This window comes from Pseudomonas sp. CFBP 13719, from assembly GCF_014842095.1.
In the GTDB taxonomy this organism is placed as follows: domain Bacteria; phylum Pseudomonadota; class Gammaproteobacteria; order Pseudomonadales; family Pseudomonadaceae; genus Aquipseudomonas.
Genome location: NZ_JACYVB010000002.1, coordinates 397,138 through 414,653, shown reverse-complemented (window position 1 = coordinate 414,653; position 17,516 = coordinate 397,138). Strand labels below are relative to the sequence as shown.

Genomic DNA, 17,516 nt, shown 5'->3' with positions numbered 1-17,516 from the left:
CATAATGGTAACATGAATTAGGTACTAATTGGCGAGTTAGGTCGCTTGGCGAGGGTGTGAGGTTGGATCTTGAAAGGCTGTTTCAGGTTTGACCCCAAAACAGCCCTTTATGCCCAGACCAGGTTTCGGTCACTCTGGAGTGAGACTGGGCTTCAGATCAGGGAATTGCGTAAATCGCGAAACCATAGTGAGTTGCCCAGGATGCGACTCATCCTTGATCCTTTGCTTCCTCCATCCATGCGGTCTTCGCTGAAAATCTCCTTCAGCACTCGCGCATAGATGTCAGAAACAAGTCGTGGGTCTGATGCAGATTCCGAAAGCCACTCGGGTTCGAAATTTCTGGTGTTGAAGTGCATGACAGTTTCGACCGGAATATCTGCAGGCATGGCGACTGGGTAGTGCAACTCAACCACAAACCTTGGGGTTATGCCTGGCGCTCTCGATGCAAGGATAGGCGGTGTTTGTGAGGCGATCAGCAATTGCCTGACAGGTAGCGCCTGGCCTGCACAAAATCGCACAGCGGCATTGATGACGTCGAGCTCGTCTTCTTTGGGGAGCCGGGCGAATTCATCGATTATGAAGCTTCCGATCTGGCCGTGCGGTATTTGCTCGGCGTACTCACGCATAAATTGCACGAAGGCTTCTTTGAGCCCTGACCTTCCACCCCTGACCAAGGATACAAAATTGATCATCTGGCCAGAGTCAGACAGCGCATCTGGGCTCTCTACGTGAGTGAGGCCCTGCTCATCGTAATGGACAGTCCAGCGATTCAGAGCCGGCAATCTGCTGTCGATGCTGTGGCCGTCGATGTGAGCCGACCCCGACAAGCACACAAGCACTGGCAAGGCCGACTTATCAGCTGATTCCAGCTGAACAATGGTCTTGAGAACTTCGGTTTTTCCGACCCCTGGTCGCCCGATAAGAAAGCAGGTGGGGAGGGGTTCGGAGGGCTTGCTCTGGAGGCTTGCGCTCGACTTGCCGAGAGTTTTGAGCTTGGCGCTGACACGGTTCCAGTCGGTCTGGGCGTGCAGATTAGAGACGACTTCAAGCGCTTGGGTCTTTTTCAAGGTAATGCCATAGCGCTGTAGGTGTTCGATTAAAATCGAGGCGTGCGACTTTATTGCACTGAGGTTTTCAGATTGCATGTTCGGATTCTCCAGGAGCCAGCAACTTCAGATGGGGCGCTTGCGTTACCCAATCGCTGGCAGGAATACCGAGTTCGATTGAGGATGATGCAATCTCCTTTGCCATCCCAGTTGGGGCAAGCTGCGGGCGGAGACAACCTGCAGCCAATTTATCATAAAACCGACTCTTGTAAACCCCCTTTCCAGGGTCGAATCGTGCAAGCTGTCTACATGGGCTTGGCTACCATCAGGTAGAAAATTACGATGAAGGACAGAAAGGCTGGCCAGCCCAACGCGAACCACCACTTCATGTATTGCCGGCTTTTCATAGGCATTTCAGTACCGCTCGCCAGTGCCGCAACCGCCATCTTGTGCACTTTGATCTGCAGCCACACGACAGGAAGCCAGCAAATGCCTGCGAACACGTAAAGTCCGATGCTCCATTGAATCCAGGCCATGCTCAGAGACCATCCCGCGAGGTGCATCAAGGCAATGCCGCTCAGAGGCTGTACGATCGCCGTGGTTGTCGTGAAGGCCCAGTCAGCGAAGACCAGATGCTTGAAGGTGGTAGCGATCACCTCCAGCCGTCCAGAGCGCCAGGCACGCAGGGCATAGTAGGCGGAGCCAGCACCCAGACCAAACAAGATGGTTGATGAGAGGATGTGAAGAGTCTTGATCAGCAGATAGGCGTTCATTGTTGTGGCTCAGTGCGGATTAACCAGAGGGTGGCGACCATCAACACCGCGTTTTTGGCGACGCTGGCGTACGGGTCGAACCAGTAGTGGGGAAGCATCACGGTAATGATCAGGGTGTAGCAGAACATCAAGGCAAGCTGAGCTTTCAGAACGTGTCTTCGCCAACGGCCAATGAGCAGCCCAAAGCCCAAGATTGCGTCACTGACAGCGCCACCCAGGATTGCCAGCTTTGCATGCTCGGTGCTGGCGCCAATTTCATTCATCAAGCTCATGCCCCATGCATGGCCTGGCCCCAGGCTGACGAATGCAGTCCAAACCCAAAGGAAGACCAAGGCGCCCACCATCCATGGTCGAATATCCAAGCCACTCTGCGCTTTCGAAATCATTGCTGCTGTGGAACTTTGTGCGGAGCAGGGGTTGAGCCTTCTCTTTTCTTCTTGGAAAGGTGACCCAGAAGCACGCCGATTACTACGGGCACCAGACTTAACACCAAAACCATCCACCATTCAGGCACCCAATTGGTGAACCCAAAGAAAAGGTACAAGCTCGCAATGAAACTGATTCCGAATGAAATGACGGTGAACGCGTAATGCAGGAGGCTTTGGAATAGCGTTTTCGGTGGATTTTCACTGCAAAATTTTGCAGAGAGCAAACTGCAAATCCACAAAACGATGAGGAGTACAATATCCATGATAGTCCTTGAAGGTGCGAGAAAAAGACATTACAGCTATTTTTGTTTCATCAAAGGTATCTAGCCCACCGTATGCTGGCCGAAGCCTCGGTGGCCGCGCCTCCAGATCCAGAACCAGATCCACCGCCATCCATGCTTGGCAGCTTGCCGGGCATGAAGCCGGGGGGGAGGTCTCGAAGGTCAATGGTTGTGCTGCCGCCCCAGGCATTCACGGTACCCGTACCTTGGCCTGCTGCGTTGATGTAGCCATGCACAATGGAGTTGCCGCCAGTGCCCAGCAGATCACCTGCGATAACGCTGCCAAACACCTCAGTGGATGCTCCCAGGGTGATGCTGCCACCAGAGAAAATGGTACCTACATATCCACCCGCCAGAAATGCCGCGTTACCAATTGCATTGGCCTTCAGAGTGCCTGATGCCATGTCGCAGTAGTTGGTTGGGTACATGCCCTCGAAGTCAGCAGTCTTGTTGACCGGGTACTGGTTCTGGCAAACCACGCCGTACCCAGCATAATTCATCCCATAGGTCTTGTGAGAACCGCTGGTGCTGATGTTTCCGGTGGCCAGAAAGGTATTGTAGTAGGTGCCGTTGGAGGCATTGACGTCACCCTGGAACCACATGACACCAGGTGCCAGATTCTTGCCTGAGATTGACCACACACCCTTGCTGTAGGTCACGCAGCCATTGGAGTTGGAAAATCCCTGGCATAGCGTCCTCAAGCTTGTAGTGGGCTTTGACGGCAGGGTGCAGTTGTTGTTGGTGTCAACCTGCTGACACAGGAAGTTCTGCCAGCCCCGGTTACTCTGGTAGCCATAGTTGCCAAGCCAGTAGGCACCATCGGCCAACCCATTCACATTCTGCACTGTCACCTTTATACGATTATTCTCGTATTCGAATGCATAGTTGGCTGCATCCTTGAGTGGGTAGGCATCAACGCGCTGTGGATCCACCGAAAATGCGGTCAGTCGCTGCATGAGGCTGATCGAGACCGCTGCGGGAGCTGTCACGTTAGCCGTTGGACAATTGATGGTGCTTTTGGCCTTGATGCTCTGGTAGTTTGACCAATACTGACTGGGGCATGTCACGGTCGCCTGGCTGTTGACGATCTTGGTGGTTGGCCAGGATGTGATCATCACGTACCCGACGGCATTCGCTTGCCCGATTGTGCCGTTGCTCACCGTGAGGTCACCACCTGCTGTCAACGTTCCGTGAGTACCGCCAGAAGAGGCTTTGATCCACCCCAGGGCGTCTCCCTTGGCCACAGATCCATTGCTGATGGTGAGATTGCCATTAGTCTTGAGGGTGCCTTGGCTGCCTCCGCTGTCCACGGTGATATCGCCCAATGCCGAACCTGTCATGACGTTGCCACTGCCGGTCAGGCTAAGCTTGCCATTGGCGAAGACATCTTGAACCGAAATACCACTGCCGATCGAGATGCCCTTTGTCGCCTTGATCGATTGCAAGCCTACGATGGATGCGCTGCCAAGCTTGGCATTGCCCTCGACCACCAGTCGGGCATTGTCGCCACCCTTGAAGTCGATACCACCGCTCATGTCCAAGTCATTATGAATCGTGACCGCAGCCGGAAGGTCAACGGCAGGTGCAGAGCCTGCGGAACCCTTTACAACGGTGAAGGTGGCCTGCAATACGCTGGCCGAGCGGGCGGGCTCGTTCTTGCTTGTCAAAATGCCGATCACTTGAGTCGTCCCGTCGGCAGCCGGCACCACACTTCCCCAAGTTACCGAAATGGTATTGGTGCCCATGCTGAAATTCAGCGGCTTAAGGGCGGTAACGCCTGCATCAGTAGCGGCTTGCTGCTCTAGAAACTTGCGTACGACATCCAACGCCGCCCAGGCGCCGGATTGGCTATGGGTGCTGGAATGGACTGCCATCTGTTTTTGGCTGGCGCTTCGAACCCCATAGATCATGGAGAGGGTGCTGACGGTGATGGCCAAGCCAATCAACAGCACCGAGGCAATCGTGGCCATGCCGTTCTGGCGGCGTCGTGAGAATTCTCGTCTTGAACGTTTCATGAGGTTCCTCAGTTGGTCGACAGGTTGGTCAGACAAACGCTGTAATGAATAGGCTCAACCCCGACAACGCCAGCCCTGACAGCGCTGCTTGGGGCATACATGCCTACCGCGTAGTGCGAAGCCTTGAGCGAAGCAACACCGAAGGGCGCACATAGCTGTGTTTCCAGCGTGAGCCGGGTCTGTTGCGTCGTGGTGTTCTTGAATCGGGTCAGTGCATCTGTGGTTGACCAGGTCAGTGAAGCCAGGCTGGCAGAGCCAGAGCAGGCTTTGGCCGTGAGCAAAGTCAGCACGCGCATGTCTTTCTTGGTACGTGGGTCTACACCTGGAAGCTCCACAACACCCTGACAGCGAAGAACGCCTGTGTCCTGAAATCTCCAGAGCAGGGCAGTCGCCCCTTGCGCCACATTAGTGGCGGCTAATTGAACATGCGGGTTGGCTGCGGGAGCCAGGCCGTAACCTGCACTCTGCACCAGCGTCTGAAGTGTTGTGAGGCCGGTAGACACTTCGCCATCCTGTGCCGAGTCTTGATTGGACTTTAGAGAGATCACCATCAAGCTCTGAAACAGGCCGAGCATGGTTAAGATAACAGTCATGGAGATGGCCACGCCTATCATCAAGCTGATGAGGGTAACGCCGCGCTGCCTTTTCAAGCCCCACCCCCGACGTTGAGTGTTCCGCCCAATACTTTGTGCGTGATCGAGAGCCTCAGGGGCAAGGCAACGTCAGCGATGACAAGCCCACCGACCGTGACTGAGGTAGTGGCACATCCAGAGACGGTCACCGGTAGGCTTAGACTGCCAGGCAAGTTGATGGTGGTGCTTTGAGAACAAAGATCCAAAGTCCCGCTGCCGTTCCGTTGAAGCAGGTCTCGCATCTGAGTGACAGCAATGTTGCGTACGCTCATGTCTTTCTGGGCGTTGCTGGCGCGACCCGCTGCCATGGACAAGGCCAGTCCTATGATGCTCATGAGCAACAGACCAATCATGGCTTCGATAAGCATGTCACCACGTTGGCTGCGCTTAGTTGAGTGAAATCTGGTCATTGGCCGACCCTCTTGAAAGCGTTAATAGGGTCTGATCCGAACAGGCACTGTCGTCAGGCTTGATCTGCAAGCCTCGATTATCAAAGGCGATGCAAGACACAGGGCCGGTGGCGTCACGGATTGAAACGTTTTTGGGAATGGCGGCTGCCCAGGTTGCCGTGGTTGTGCATTTGGCTGACGTAACGCCTTCCACGCCTTCGTGGATAGAGAGTTTTGCTGTATCGATGCAGACTAGAGAAGCCGCGTTGCCTTGCAGTACGGCCTGGCGGTTGCGAAGCGCTGCAGCTTTGGCACGACCATAAGCTTCACTGAGCTGACTACTGGCTTGGCTGACATGATTCTTGTCGACCCACTGACCCGTGAAGGGCGCGGCCATTGCGCAGAGTATTCCGAGGATGGTGACCGTCACCATCAACTCGATTAGCGTGAAGCCTTGTTGATTGTTCACTGCCAATCCCCATTGCTGCCGGCACAGGTATTGGTTCTGACTGAGTTTTCTTTGATCGTCGCCACGCAGTTCTTATTACCCCCCTTCTTGCCATTGGCTGTGAGGGTGTAACCTGAGGCTGTGGAGCTTAGGGCGTAGTCAAAATTCCTCTGGGATGGGCTCCACGAAGGGTATTTTGCCTGCACCTGGCTAGTGGCGGTCAGGGTTTGTACTGGATAAGCCATGTTGCGCTGATAGTCGCTGTCGATCATCAGTCCCAGCGCCAGCAGATCCATCTGGGCGCCCTTGGCTTCTGAGCGGTCGATGTAGCTGTTGTAAGCAGGAAAGGCGATGCTCGCGAGAATGCCGACGATGGCCACTGTGACCAACAGCTCGATTAAGGTGAAGCCTCGAACAGAGAACGTCATTCGAAAGTAGCCCGAAGTGATGGAATTTGGGTGCAGGGCTTGCCGACCCTGCAAAGATGAGCAATATTAGGCTAAACCGACTTCAATGGCAATTCGATGCTCGCACGAGATAGCATTAAATTGATGACTCGCTTTCACAGGTAAGCCCATGCTATTCCGATCGACACCCCTTAGCGCTTTCAGGCCTGAAGTCCAGGCCATCCTGACTCAACTTGACCAGTCGGTGCGTGCTGATATGACGCAAGCCGGAGATAACGTTGATCCGAATCTGCCGTTCAGTCATTTCGCCCATAACGAGATGTTTGACGCCAACCTGATGTTTGATGAACCCTTCGTGAGCCTTTTTTCTTACGACAAGGCCGAGTTCATGGCTGCCTACCTCAGGGACTGCGACCAGGCCAACGGCTGGGATCCCTTCGTCATCTTTGCTGAGGACACTGGAAACAGCTTCAGTACCGAGCTTGGGCTTGAGCGATCCAAGGGAGGGCTGGCCAGCGTGCTCAGCAGGATTTCTCTAGCTGGGGAGGACGTCCGGTTTGCCGCCTTTATGGCGCTGGTTGAGTGGAGTAACAGCTCACACCAAGTCGTGGATGATCTAGACCCAGGCAAGCTCATCGGCATGCTCCACGTAGGCATCGCCACGCGATTTGTTACTATGGATCCGGTTACAAATCCCGCGCCCTCGATCCTGCTCCGCAAGGCCCCGGTAACTGATCTGTTTGACCGAGTGGTGGGAAACGAGGGTCTTGAGTTCGATGAGATGGCATACCGTGGAGCGCTGAGCCAGGTGATCGACGGGCAGCCACTCCCCATCACCCTGAATAACCTTGTGCCCCATCTGCTCTATGATCCGGTGGTCTACATGTGCGCCCAGGGCCTCTCAACGAGCAATGTCATCAGGAGAATCAAGCCTGCGTTCGATCTTCTGGTGGAGCGCCTTGATCCTGAGCCCTCTCAGAAACAGATTTTATTCGATCAGATGCTATACAACATCTTTTCGCTGTATCCCGACCGTCTCGCCACATTGTCTATCGGCGCCGACCTTCGCTTTCAGTTCGGCGACCACCCTGGGCTGCGCGATGCGCAGTCTTTGACGGCCCTGACGCGCATTCTTGCAGGCCCCCTGGGGGCATTTGCCAATGACTTGGCCATGGATGTGCCTGATGGCTTGCACGTACAGCGGCTCAAGAATGAAGGTATTCACACACTTTTGGGGATTGTTGACTCTCATCTTTCCCGAACCCCTGTGGTCTCAAGTGTGACGCTTCTAGAGCACACAGAAGACCTCGCCACCCTGGATTACCTGCTGGCCCGAGGAAGAATGGCGAACGAGACAATCCACTATGCACTGAAATCAATGGCTCCCTTAGCAAGTCAGATGACTCATCAAGCCCAATGGGAGCTGTTTAAAGGTGAGCTAGACTTTTGGATTCAGCGCGATCGAGTAGACGATAAGGCGCTGCACATTGCCGTGAAGATGGTCAAAGACCAGCCCCATCTGCTTCAAAATTTGGGGGAGTACATGGTCTTGCTGCTTGATAAGGGTGTTCCCACCGAAAGGGTGACTCGATGCGCCCAGGCGATGGGGGTGCTTGATGCACAGCTGCTGAAAAAGCCGGGAATTGGCAAGCACCACGTCTTTCATGAGGCGCTGATGGGACAGGATCTGGGGCTTTGAAAGCCCCGGTCGTATCGATTGTGGTTGGCTAGAGCGCAATAGATTGGGATGAAAACGGGATTCGATCGATACGGGTTTCCTCTCGCCTTTTCATCGTAACGAGCAGGAGATTATCTTCAACAACAAGATTGCCGATATTCCAGTTGAAATACAGCATGCTGCAGAGGAAGTGGTTCATCTCAGGGGCCAGGAGAACGCCCAGTGGAGACAGGGCCGCTTCCAAAATCTTTTGTTCTTCAAGGTAGGGGTAGGGCGCAGCAGGGTCGATGAGAGGCCCCCAGCCACGGCGAGTGAGTTTTTCAACAGAGTCACCCTGGCCCCTGATGACTCTGTACCCATCCCAGCGCAGCTCGGAGACGTCTTGCCCTTTTTTCAGCCTGGCAGCGATCCAGTTCAGTTCAAAATGGCTAGCGAGAGGGAACATCCTCTCGGCTCTCTTTCTTAAGATGTCGTTCCTCTTATCGAGGATCAATCCATATCCATTGCCTATAAAACTCAAGACAATCAGTCCAGCAGGTATGGCAATGAAAGCCATGATGCCGAACATCTGGTGTATGGCTGTCACCAGCAATCCGAAGAGCGACAAGAAACTCAACAGTCCGGCTGTGGTGTCCGAAGAGGTCAGAATACCCAAAGCGATGCCGGCGAAGAAAAACACGCCAAAGAATTGGTAGGCATGCAGGTAGATGTCAGGGTTCATGGTCGTCCTTAGGTGCGTTGCTAGCTTGCAATCGATAGCCACGGTTGGCTTTCGGTGAGGATGAGTAGGGCTCCTGCAACTATGAGCGCAGGCCCGAATGGCATTTCCACCTGCTTCTTGTGGCGGTAATAAACAAGCCACAGCACGATCATGGTGATCGATGCGCCGAGCAGGAGCAGGGGAATCATTGGATAGGGCAACCAGACGGCCAAGGCTGAGAACAGCTTGTAGTCTCCATGGCCCATCATCTGCAGCCCGCGCAGGGCGCTGTAGCCTTCGGACAATACGTACAGACCGACATAGGCTGCAAAGGCCGCAATGATTGCCCTTTGTGGATCAGGATCGAATGTGGCAGCCCAGATAAGCCCAGACCAGAGCAAAGTAAACACCAGCACATCTGGCAAAATGAAGTGCTCAGCATCGATGCGTAGCATCAAGAGCATCAAGAGGCCGACGAGGGCAAAGACTGACTGAAGGAGGGCGGCCTCGAAAAAGACTGGTGCAGCCATAAGAACCGCACCAGCAATGCTCATAGCCACGGATGCTGGAGTTCGCTTCCATTGAGTCAGCCACTGGGAGACGGGGGGCTTTTGATTCCAAATCAGGCGCGGGAGACCAGCTGGACGGTCAAGGATTTCAACCGCGTTCTTTTCAGCTTCCCATTGAATCTCCATCCCCCGGATCATGGCCCCAGAGAGCCAATTGAGGAAGCGGCCAACGAGCGCGCCGAGAGCGAGGGATGCTATCAAGGTGAAAAGCCACATCATAAAATTCCAGGCGGCATGAAGGAGTGAAAAGCTTATGGTCGATGATCGGTTATGTCAAATATTGGTCATGTGTTTAGCTGTATATTGACGATAACGTTACTTGGAGGCATAATTTCGTTATCCATAACGAGGTTACGTTCATGACCAAAGCCTACAAAATTCTGTGGTACGAACACCGACTCTCAGCAATCACCTTTCTTGTTCTGATCGCAGCGATCGGTTTTCAGATCGGTGCCCACATGATTCGCGCTCACCAGGATGCGGCTTTTTTCGACAAGCTTCAGGCGCTCGAAAGCAAAAGCGAAGCGCACCAGATGATCCTCAATAATTTTGCGAAATGCATGCTGGATGATGAAGAGGTAGAATCCAATTGCATCACCAACACCATCTTGCTGGCTGAGGTGAATGGGTACAAACAGAACATAGGAGCGGTTTTCCATGACGCCGGAATCCCTCGCAAGTGATTCGCTTCTGCTAACGCCTGGTGAGACCTATGGGCAGCGCTTGGAACAGGTCAGCGTAGCTGAAACCCAGGTGCGAGAGTGCATCCGCAATCACAAGCGGGTGGTTCTCGAATCCCTGATCACATGGCTGATCATGATTTTCATAGCCTGGAAGACGCAGGAAACCATCGCTGCGCTGACAACAGTGGGTTGGCTGTTCTTCGTGGGCTGGTACTACATGCCCAGTGCCAGTAAAGCCCTGCTGAGTGCTCGTGAGCATCTACGCATTCGAGTGGCTTACCTTACGGTCGAAGACGCTGAGATTTTTCTCAAAACGGCGCCCTCAAACTCCCTGGTCAGCGAGATGATTCAATACCGTAAAAAACTGGTGCCACTGCCGATCTGATCAGCAATCTGCATATCGAATCCCGGCAAAACTGGCGTTGAAAATCCCTGGGTTCCCTGTGTCAATATATGGCCAAACATGACATTTACCTGTTGGCCACACAGGCTCCCTGGTACTATCCCGAAATAACAACAATCCGTTAGGTGCAATCATGATCAAACGCAGTCCCCTGGCCGTTGCAATCGCAACAGCCGTCATGTCCTACATGTCCATTTCTGGTCAGGCCTACGCTATTGAAGCAGGCGCTTTGCCGGATGTTGGAAATGCTTCGGTCACCTACGGGTCTGCAGATATCACCTCTGGGGTGAATCATGTGGCCGTTGACGCCACTAATTCATCGGGGGTGAACGGCAATACTCTGATCGAGTGGGGTGGTAATGGCTTCAATGTGGGCCGCGATGCCAGTGTTGACTTCAGCGCACAAAACAATGCATCGATCCTGCTCAACTACGATGTCTCCGGTAAGCTGTCGACCATCGACGGCAATATCAACGCAAATCAGGGCAACGTCGTCATTGTAAACCCCAACGGCATCGAGCACACCGGTAGTGGTAATGCGCGCCTCACACTGCTCGCTGCAGAGCCAGGCAATGTCAATTTCGGTCTGGATAAATCGCCAGCTCGCATCGAAGTGTACTTCGACAACCCTGGTGCTGTAATCAAGTCCAACATCGAAGGTATGCTGCCCACCTACGACTCAGAAAACCTCAATATCCAGTCCAACGGTGTATTGCAGGTTCATAGCAATGCCAGCAGCCTTGGCCTGTATGGCTTTGCTGACGAAGTCTCCTACAAGTCTGTCCTGGACATTCAGCACAGCCGGATTTTCACCAACAACCTCTACATGAGCGTTGACCCTGTGGATTCCAATTTTTACGGGGGCAACGAGCGCGAAATCAAAATCAGCGATAGCTACCTGGATACCGGCTACACCGACGGTTACTCCAGCACTCTCGTGACCAATGCCTATGACCGTGGCATCCAGATCGACAACTCTCAGATCGTCAACACCCGCTGGAACTCAGGCAGCTACCGCCAGATCAAGGTCACCAACTCCTTGCTGGCCGGCAATTTCTCATTCGACGCTGCAAGCCTGGTATTCGACAACAACAACCTCAAGGGTACCCACGATTACAACCTCGGATACGCTGGTCGCTATGACACGGACGACTTCGTATTCACCAACAACCACTTCGTCGGTCTGACCGACGCTGATGCCGTGTACCTGAGCTTCATGACGACAGACTATCGGTACATGAATTTTGATATGTCGAACAACACCTTCGGCAATCTCTCCTACGTCGACATCAACCTTCGAGAGCAACAGCCCTTCGATGGCGGTGGCGGATGCCTGGATTGCGGGGTTCCGACACTCATGAGTGTTGCATCTTTCGATGAAACGGATTCGACACCAGTGGAATCAGGCGAGAGCGACGCACCCATTCCGGTTGATTCTGGGTCTGGCATTGATGGATCTTTGGTCAATTACGTGCTCAAGATGAAGGATCAGACCTTCACTGACGTTGATAACGTGAGCGTCAGCCAGTTCACCCCCAATGGCCGCGCAGAAATGAACAATTTCACGGTCTCAGGGGACGTGGCAAGCCTGCAAGTCACCACGAATGCTGATTCCCAAGGTATGACCATCAACGATCTGAAGTACGTTTCGGGCTTGGGAAATGCCATCCTGGGCTCCAACTCCGTACAGCAGAACTCGGCATTGCGGATTAACAACTCCGACTTCACCTCGGGCGGTAGCATGGTGATCCAGGGCGGCATGGAGCTTGATGGCGTCAACATGAAGACCGATGGTGGTTTTATCGGTCTTGTTCAGGTGCCAATCGATGGCCATGAGTCCTCCATCAAGAACAGCACTTTCCAGGCTGCTACCGGTGACATCTATACGACCACTGCCTACGAGATCGATGATTCGAATCCGGGCGACATCCGCTATGTCAACAAGAATGGCACTGTCTGGAGCGATCTGGAGACCACCATTGCCGCTCCCCAGTGTCCAGGGGTCAACTGTGTGACCTCCACTACGGGCGAGCTGACCACCTACAAAGATGACGAAACCGGCGTAGCCGAGGCAAACCTCAAGACCGACAACACCCAGCCTTTCTCAGGCATCCTCTTCACCAGCAAGGGCGGGGCAATGAAATTGTCGAACTCCGCGTTCATCATCGGTGAGGATGAGGTCATTGTGCCTGTGGAGCCAGAAGTTCCTGAGGTGCCGGCTGAGCCAGAAACTCCAGTGATCCCGGAAGTCCCGGCTGAACCTGAGACCCCGGTGATTCCCGAGGTGCCAGCTGAGCCTGAGACCCCGGTGATTCCTCAAGTGCCAGTCGAGCCAGAAACTCCAGTGATCCCGGAAGTCCCGGCTGAACCTGAGACCCCGGTAATTCCCCAGGTGCCAGCTGAGCCGGAAACCCCGGTGATTCCTGAATTGCCAGTTGAGCCTGAGACTCCGGTCATCCCTGAAGTGCCTGCAGAACCGGAAACGCCGGTCATCCCTGAGGCGCCCGCCGAGCCTGAAACCCCAGTGATTCCAGAGGTACCAACAACCCCTGAAGTGCCGGTCGTTGTTCCACCAGTTGTCGAGCCGCCTGTGGTTACACCGACTAAACCGGTGAAAACACCTCAGCAGATCACAACGGATGCGCTGATCAAGGCTCAGAGCGCTCACACGGTTCTGACTCCTGATGTAATTGTTCTGGAGCGCGAGCCAAGCAAGGACGGCTTTGTCCGCAAAATCGGCGCCTTCTTCGGCCTTGTTTCTGAGCCTGAAAAACTGGAAAGCCGCATCAAGGTTGAATCTGAGTAATACGATTCATCCATGACACCAAGCGCCAGGCAGCTGATTTGACTCTCAGCCCTGGCGTTTTTTTTCGAGTCGCTTTGCCCCCTGGCGTTGCCTATTACGGCAAACCTATGATTTTAGCGAAAGGGTTCAAGCAAACCAGGGCAATCGGCTTAAGGCGTTTCGATTTCCGTTAGAAAGGGCAGCCCTTGCAGCGATGCCTAAAATGCCGGCATCACATGGCGCGTGAGGTTTGGCTGTGTTTTGGGCTGGCGATCGCCGATGATAATCGGCGCTTCAGTCGAGCACAATCACTCTTGGGCCTGCCAGTTGTATGGCTGGAGTACAGCCACCAAGGGAGTGATGATCGATGAACTCTTGAGGGCTGGAGAAGACCTCTTCACGGTCGGCTGGCAAGCGAATCAGGTCAGGGTTGCGAGGCTGCTTGCACCTGTTGGCAAAATGCACTGCGCGACCAGCACACTGAGGAGCCATTTCAGCCTTTTGACGCCATTGTGCAGCTTCGTAATCCACGTGGAGGTGGCAAGGCATCTTATGCTCCGCCTCCGAGGTCTGAAGGAACTCAACAGCCGTCGAGTTACCCAACCACCCTCTTGCGGAGTCTTTGCGCCAAGGGCATGCCTTGCAGGGAGTTTGATGCTGCTTCTTCAAGGCAACTCCTAGCCAACTGAGGCTCTGCTGAATGGTTTCTGGGTGACCCTTAAGCTCGTGGTGCCGATTTTTCTGCCAACGCTCAGTAAGTCGTGCAAGGTGTAAATTTCCTTACCGATCTCGTGAATGGGTCGTCCTGCCTGTATGGCTTGGCGTCGTAACTCTCGATCTTGCTCGTGAACCAGGTGCGCCATGACACGCTGAATGTACATTGTGCGTGCCGAGAGCGCTATGCTGTAGTCATGAATGACTTTGGCCTGCTCGCAGGCCTTTGCCAGGTCGCAGCCTTGCAGCAAATAGTACGCGACACTCAGGCCCACTTCTTCGGCAGCGTATTGCCCACATTCAGGCGCGCCAATACGCCCCAGCAGGTAAGCAATGAATCGATCATCGTGAATCAGCACCATGGATCTGAAGCCTATCGTCTCGCAGAAATCGCCAAACTTGTGCCAAAGCCATGAGGGTGAAAGGCCCTTGAGCTCTGGATACATGCCCACCAGGGTCTGAGCCTCCTTGACCTCATCGGCATCGAGAGGGTGTGGCATGTCACGGTCGACGTGCAGGCTAAGAGTCGAAACAATGCTCTGCAGGCGGACATAATTCGCCTGCACGAATGCCTCGAACCGACCCATTTGCTTGCGCCATGAGATATCCAGGGCCTGTGTTTCATCAAAGGTGGCCTGATCAATCAAAGAGTGTCCGGGCGACCATTTTTCTCGGCGCGAAGCTTTGTGCACAGGAGTCCCGGTCGTTGCTGGCAAATGCAAATCTGGCTTTTCAGTCAACAAGGGAAGGTGTGCTGGTTGCATGAGCAGCGGCTGGCCCGCGTAATCCAGATTACCGCCTTCACTTACCACCTCACCCATCAGCACCTGAGCCATGGCCGTACGGGCGCTATGGATTGAGAGGTAAGACTGCGGAATGATGGCGCCAAAGGCCTCATGGCGAATTTGCCAAGCCTTGGATTGCCCGATGGTTTCCAATCGATAGCCCACAGGCTGGACAGCCCACTGGCGCACCGCTTCCTCCGGACATACCCAGGCCAATGGAACCAGATTCAAAACTCCAATCGTTTCTTTTGCAGGATCAAGGCCTGAGTCCATTACGAGCTTGACCAGCTTTTCAAAGACGAACACGCGGGTCTTTGACACCAGATAGGCTGCGTTAGGGATACCGGCAGTAGCGCGCAGAACGTGGCGCACTCGGTCTTTTTGATTCTGCTCGGCGAGTAGCAAGCTGTACTCGTCAACAATGACTACTTTGGAGCTGGACATAGTTCGAAATTCCACAAACCTTGCAGGTTTGCCAGCCGGACAATTTGCTGACAAAAGAAACCTTGGGTGGCTACCTGCCTATATTTCGCGATCCATGCCTTACACTTATGCTCTAAATTGGCATGCATCATAGCTGGTTAGCTGCAAATTGCAATGTTTCCTGAAGAATTGTTTTTGTTTCGATACACGGTTGGCATTGGTAACAAATGAATGAATATTGCTGATATTGATTCTCAGTAAGCAGTTATGCGTACCCTTCTGGAAGCTCCATCGCTGCCCCAATCCTTTTCTAACACCTGCCAAGCGTTCGGCAGCACCAAGTCAGGCAGTTGAAGAATTGACCCGCATATGGAGCATAAAAGGGGTATATGACTCATATGCAGGTCATTCGAGATCAGCAGAGAATGGGCTCCATGGCTTTTTGCTGGCGATATTCTTCTCGTTTTCTTTCGTCGCGAAGATTCAGCATTGCCTCAATGTGAGCTTTTCGAATGATCAAGTCCACCTCTAGTCCCCGCAGGTGCCAGCGGATGCCTCTGGCCAAGGCTGCGGGATCTGGCAGCTTGTGCTCAAGAAAGCCGAGGAAAACGTCATCCACCATCAAAGCCTTGAGCTTTTCAAGATTCAAGCGGCTGTAGCGATCCCGCCCACTGGTCAGCCCCACAAGATCCTGAAAGGTGGCTCGGGTGTCCAACTTGTTGATGCGGTCAACATCCTTTCTGACCTTGCGCTCATGCTCAACCATGGCTTGCTCTGGCAATTTAGGCCAATCCTGAATGAACGCCAGTGGCTCTCTGTGAAGGGCATATCGCTCTCCTGATGCATCCACGTCTGAGTGCAGCCAGTCGTCGAGCAGAAGATGAACCCTCTGGTTATATTCATGCACCCATCCCCTGGGGCAGACGGGCTCGATCGAGAGATCAAGATTGAGCCAACCCAAGGCTCGCGCTGCCTGCTCGATCGGCTCGGGTATTAGATTTCCGAATTTGATCATTGCAGTACGCCCGTACGGAAGGTCATCCCCCTGGCGCGATTCGATCACCGGGTAGCCCTGGTCGCACAGCGCACTGACGTAAGTAGCGATGCCGCGATCCACCTGGAAGCTATTGCCTGTGATGAGGGTAACTTCAACTTTCTCGTATTGCGGGGTTTCCTGTCTGAAGTGCTCGCGCCATGCCGGGCAGTATCTGAAATGCAGGATGAACTTTGCCAGCAGTTTAGTGCTGTAGTCAGCCGCAGGCACAAGGGCCTTGTAGCTCTTGGTGCCGACTTGAACGTGCCAGGCAATCAACCCTTGTTCGGGGCCCTGATTGCTTGCGCCCACCATCTGCAACTCGGCCTTCACTCCTTCGCAGGTCTTGAAACGCCAATGTGTTTTTGTCGTGTATTCCATGGAGTGCCTCAGGCCCTAGATTTCAAATCGGTGTTGAGAGTGGTGATGCAGCCACGAATGAGCAACTGGGCGATAAAATCCTCTTCATCCATTACCCAATAGGTGCGATTGAGGTCGATCAGGTGTCGGGCTTTGCGATAGGCTTCATCACGCGTGTCAGGCTGCCTTGCAAGATCACTGGCTACGTCCAACTCTCGCTTGAACCAGGCAAGTGCGCGCTTATCGAGTACGTATGACACACCCTGGATGGCTTTGAGCTGGATCTGATGGTGGGCATAGCAAGCGACAGGGATGTTTTCATTGAAAAACATCGCATCTCTCAGTCCAGGCAAGCTTTCCAGATAGCTGTTCAAGGTGTCGCGTAGATTGCGCGGTACGCTCGTATCGCTGGCCAGCTTTACCAGGCACCCGAGGCTTAATTGATGGATGAGCCTGTAGAGGCTGAAAGGGCTACCTTGCTTGTCCCGCTGGAAAATCAGTATTCGTATGACCGTTTCAAGCAGAACACGAGTTCTTTCTGCGGCCTTGGACTTCGGATCCATACCCATCAAGGCCTCAAGAAAGCAGGTCAGTACTTCAGGATAAACCCGGTTGTAGGTCTCAAGACCATATTCCTTGAACAGCTTGCGAAGCTGTCGGCGACCCAGATGCTGGTAAGCCTGTACAAAATACGCCTCATTTACGATCAGGTGGCCAAGACGGTCATGGTCGGGGTCGTGAGTCCTGTGGTCGGGCAGCAGGCCTACGAATCTCCCTAACCCTCGGAGAAAACTGGCAGTCATTTGAATGTCTTCATTGTTATTATTGTTATTGTTTTATAACTATAGCCAGGGCTGGTTTTAGGTACAACCAAGTATGAGTTTCATACCTTCAATCAGTTGTTTTGCAAAACCGAATACCAAAGGTATAGGTCTGACTTGAAAGCTAAAGTCCTGCAATATAC

The 17,516-nt window shown here is 53.6% G+C and carries 18 protein-coding genes; 4 read left to right on the top strand and 14 right to left on the bottom strand.

Annotation, left to right across the window (positions count from 1 at the left end):
* Positions 1-152: 152 nt before the first annotated feature.
* From IFT57_RS07355 to IFT57_RS07315, 9 genes are all read right to left on the bottom strand, one after another.
* Complete coding sequence (locus IFT57_RS07355; protein WP_192092502.1) at positions 153-1,145, bottom strand: hypothetical protein; 993 nt, start codon at positions 1,143-1,145, stop codon at positions 153-155.
* A 206-nt stretch (positions 1,146-1,351) separates the two neighbouring features.
* The gene (locus IFT57_RS07350; protein WP_192092504.1) at positions 1,352-1,819 is read right to left on the bottom strand and encodes a DUF2269 family protein; all 468 of its coding nucleotides are present in this window, start codon (positions 1,817-1,819) and stop codon (positions 1,352-1,354) included.
* Entirely contained in the window at positions 1,816-2,205 is a 390-nt protein-coding gene (locus IFT57_RS07345) for a DoxX-like family protein (protein ID WP_163020480.1), read from the bottom strand. Before IFT57_RS07345 ends, IFT57_RS07350 begins: the two co-directional genes overlap by 4 nt.
* Complete coding sequence (locus IFT57_RS07340) at positions 2,202-2,510, bottom strand: hypothetical protein (protein WP_163020481.1); 309 nt, start codon at positions 2,508-2,510, stop codon at positions 2,202-2,204. Before IFT57_RS07340 ends, IFT57_RS07345 begins: the two co-directional genes overlap by 4 nt.
* A 50-nt stretch (positions 2,511-2,560) precedes the next feature.
* A complete protein-coding gene (locus tag IFT57_RS07335; protein ID WP_192151021.1) occupies positions 2,561-4,543 on the bottom strand; it encodes a hypothetical protein in 1,983 nt (660 codons plus the stop codon).
* A gap of 8 nt (positions 4,544-4,551) precedes the next feature.
* Entirely contained in the window at positions 4,552-5,193 is a 642-nt protein-coding gene (locus tag IFT57_RS07330) for a PilW family protein (protein ID WP_192092508.1), read from the bottom strand.
* A complete protein-coding gene (locus IFT57_RS07325) occupies positions 5,190-5,543 on the bottom strand; it encodes a hypothetical protein (protein WP_122531124.1) in 354 nt (117 codons plus the stop codon). The genes IFT57_RS07330 and IFT57_RS07325 overlap by 4 nt, the downstream gene beginning before the upstream one ends.
* Positions 5,544-5,562: 19 nt before the next feature.
* Positions 5,563-6,033 (bottom strand): pilus assembly FimT family protein, encoded by a 471-nt coding sequence (locus IFT57_RS27100; protein ID WP_274605027.1) that lies wholly within the window; start codon positions 6,031-6,033, stop codon positions 5,563-5,565.
* Positions 6,030-6,440 (bottom strand): type IV pilin protein, encoded by a 411-nt coding sequence (locus IFT57_RS07315; RefSeq protein WP_192092510.1) that lies wholly within the window; start codon positions 6,438-6,440, stop codon positions 6,030-6,032. The genes IFT57_RS27100 and IFT57_RS07315 overlap by 4 nt, the downstream gene beginning before the upstream one ends.
* 148 nt (positions 6,441-6,588) lie before the next feature.
* Between IFT57_RS07315 and IFT57_RS07310 the strand changes: the two genes are divergently transcribed.
* Positions 6,589-8,118, top strand: a complete 1,530-nt coding sequence (locus IFT57_RS07310; RefSeq protein ID WP_122531127.1) for a hypothetical protein — start codon at positions 6,589-6,591, stop codon at positions 8,116-8,118.
* 28 nt (positions 8,119-8,146) lie between these two features.
* On the opposite strand, the gene IFT57_RS07305 is transcribed toward IFT57_RS07310, so the two are convergent.
* Positions 8,147-8,818 (bottom strand): hypothetical protein, encoded by a 672-nt coding sequence (locus IFT57_RS07305; protein ID WP_122531128.1) that lies wholly within the window; start codon positions 8,816-8,818, stop codon positions 8,147-8,149.
* A gap of 20 nt (positions 8,819-8,838) precedes the next feature.
* Positions 8,839-9,585: a prepilin peptidase gene (locus tag IFT57_RS07300; RefSeq protein WP_241032693.1), complete on the bottom strand. Its 747-nt coding sequence runs from the start codon at positions 9,583-9,585 to the stop codon at positions 8,839-8,841.
* Positions 9,586-9,725: 140 nt separating this feature from the next.
* On the opposite strand from IFT57_RS07300, the gene IFT57_RS07295 reads away from it, so the two are divergent.
* The 3 genes from IFT57_RS07295 to IFT57_RS27095 all read left to right on the top strand — a co-directional run bounded on the left by IFT57_RS07295 (position 9,726) and on the right by IFT57_RS27095 (position 13,258).
* Entirely contained in the window at positions 9,726-10,049 is a 324-nt protein-coding gene (locus IFT57_RS07295; protein ID WP_163020484.1) for a hypothetical protein, read from the top strand.
* Positions 10,024-10,434 (top strand): hypothetical protein, encoded by a 411-nt coding sequence (locus IFT57_RS07290; RefSeq protein ID WP_122531131.1) that lies wholly within the window; start codon positions 10,024-10,026, stop codon positions 10,432-10,434. Before IFT57_RS07295 ends, IFT57_RS07290 begins: the two co-directional genes overlap by 26 nt.
* A 151-nt stretch (positions 10,435-10,585) precedes the next feature.
* The gene (locus IFT57_RS27095; protein ID WP_274605028.1) at positions 10,586-13,258 is read left to right on the top strand and encodes a two-partner secretion domain-containing protein; all 2,673 of its coding nucleotides are present in this window, start codon (positions 10,586-10,588) and stop codon (positions 13,256-13,258) included.
* A 656-nt stretch (positions 13,259-13,914) separates the two neighbouring features.
* Here IFT57_RS27095 and IFT57_RS07275 read toward each other — a convergent pair.
* From IFT57_RS07275 to IFT57_RS07265, 3 genes are all read right to left on the bottom strand, one after another.
* Positions 13,915-15,180, bottom strand: a complete 1,266-nt coding sequence (locus IFT57_RS07275; protein WP_192092514.1) for a hypothetical protein — start codon at positions 15,178-15,180, stop codon at positions 13,915-13,917.
* A 394-nt stretch (positions 15,181-15,574) separates the two neighbouring features.
* Positions 15,575-16,573, bottom strand: a complete 999-nt coding sequence (locus IFT57_RS07270) for a hypothetical protein (protein ID WP_192092516.1) — start codon at positions 16,571-16,573, stop codon at positions 15,575-15,577.
* A gap of 8 nt (positions 16,574-16,581) precedes the next feature.
* Positions 16,582-17,355, bottom strand: a complete 774-nt coding sequence (locus tag IFT57_RS07265) for a hypothetical protein (RefSeq protein ID WP_192092518.1) — start codon at positions 17,353-17,355, stop codon at positions 16,582-16,584.
* Positions 17,356-17,516 lie beyond the last annotated feature (161 nt).

Bases quoted from the DNA above. Each gene is read 5' to 3' on its own strand.
- IFT57_RS07310 (WP_122531127.1), top strand. From the start codon at position 6,589: ATGCTATTCCGATCGACACCCCTTAGCGCTTTCAGGCCTGAAGTCCAG.
- IFT57_RS07275 (WP_192092514.1), bottom strand. From the start codon at position 15,180: ATGTCCAGCTCCAAAGTAGTCATTGTTGACGAGTACAGCTTGCTACTC.
- IFT57_RS07325 (WP_122531124.1), bottom strand. From the start codon at position 5,543: ATGCTTATCGAAGCCATGATTGGTCTGTTGCTCATGAGCATCATAGGA.
- IFT57_RS07270 (WP_192092516.1), bottom strand. From the start codon at position 16,573: ATGGAATACACGACAAAAACACATTGGCGTTTCAAGACCTGCGAAGGA.
- IFT57_RS07315 (WP_192092510.1), bottom strand. From the start codon at position 6,440: ATGACGTTCTCTGTTCGAGGCTTCACCTTAATCGAGCTGTTGGTCACA.
- IFT57_RS27095 (WP_274605028.1), top strand. From the start codon at position 10,586: ATGATCAAACGCAGTCCCCTGGCCGTTGCAATCGCAACAGCCGTCATG.
- IFT57_RS07345 (WP_163020480.1), bottom strand. From the start codon at position 2,205: ATGATTTCGAAAGCGCAGAGTGGCTTGGATATTCGACCATGGATGGTG.
- IFT57_RS07300 (WP_241032693.1), bottom strand. From the start codon at position 9,585: ATGATGTGGCTTTTCACCTTGATAGCATCCCTCGCTCTCGGCGCGCTC.
- IFT57_RS07335 (WP_192151021.1), bottom strand. From the start codon at position 4,543: ATGAAACGTTCAAGACGAGAATTCTCACGACGCCGCCAGAACGGCATG.
- IFT57_RS07290 (WP_122531131.1), top strand. From the start codon at position 10,024: ATGACGCCGGAATCCCTCGCAAGTGATTCGCTTCTGCTAACGCCTGGT.
- IFT57_RS07295 (WP_163020484.1), top strand. From the start codon at position 9,726: ATGACCAAAGCCTACAAAATTCTGTGGTACGAACACCGACTCTCAGCA.
- IFT57_RS07265 (WP_192092518.1), bottom strand. From the start codon at position 17,355: ATGACTGCCAGTTTTCTCCGAGGGTTAGGGAGATTCGTAGGCCTGCTG.
- IFT57_RS07340 (WP_163020481.1), bottom strand. From the start codon at position 2,510: ATGGATATTGTACTCCTCATCGTTTTGTGGATTTGCAGTTTGCTCTCT.
- IFT57_RS07305 (WP_122531128.1), bottom strand. From the start codon at position 8,818: ATGAACCCTGACATCTACCTGCATGCCTACCAATTCTTTGGCGTGTTT.
- IFT57_RS07355 (WP_192092502.1), bottom strand. From the start codon at position 1,145: ATGCAATCTGAAAACCTCAGTGCAATAAAGTCGCACGCCTCGATTTTA.
- IFT57_RS07350 (WP_192092504.1), bottom strand. From the start codon at position 1,819: ATGAACGCCTATCTGCTGATCAAGACTCTTCACATCCTCTCATCAACC.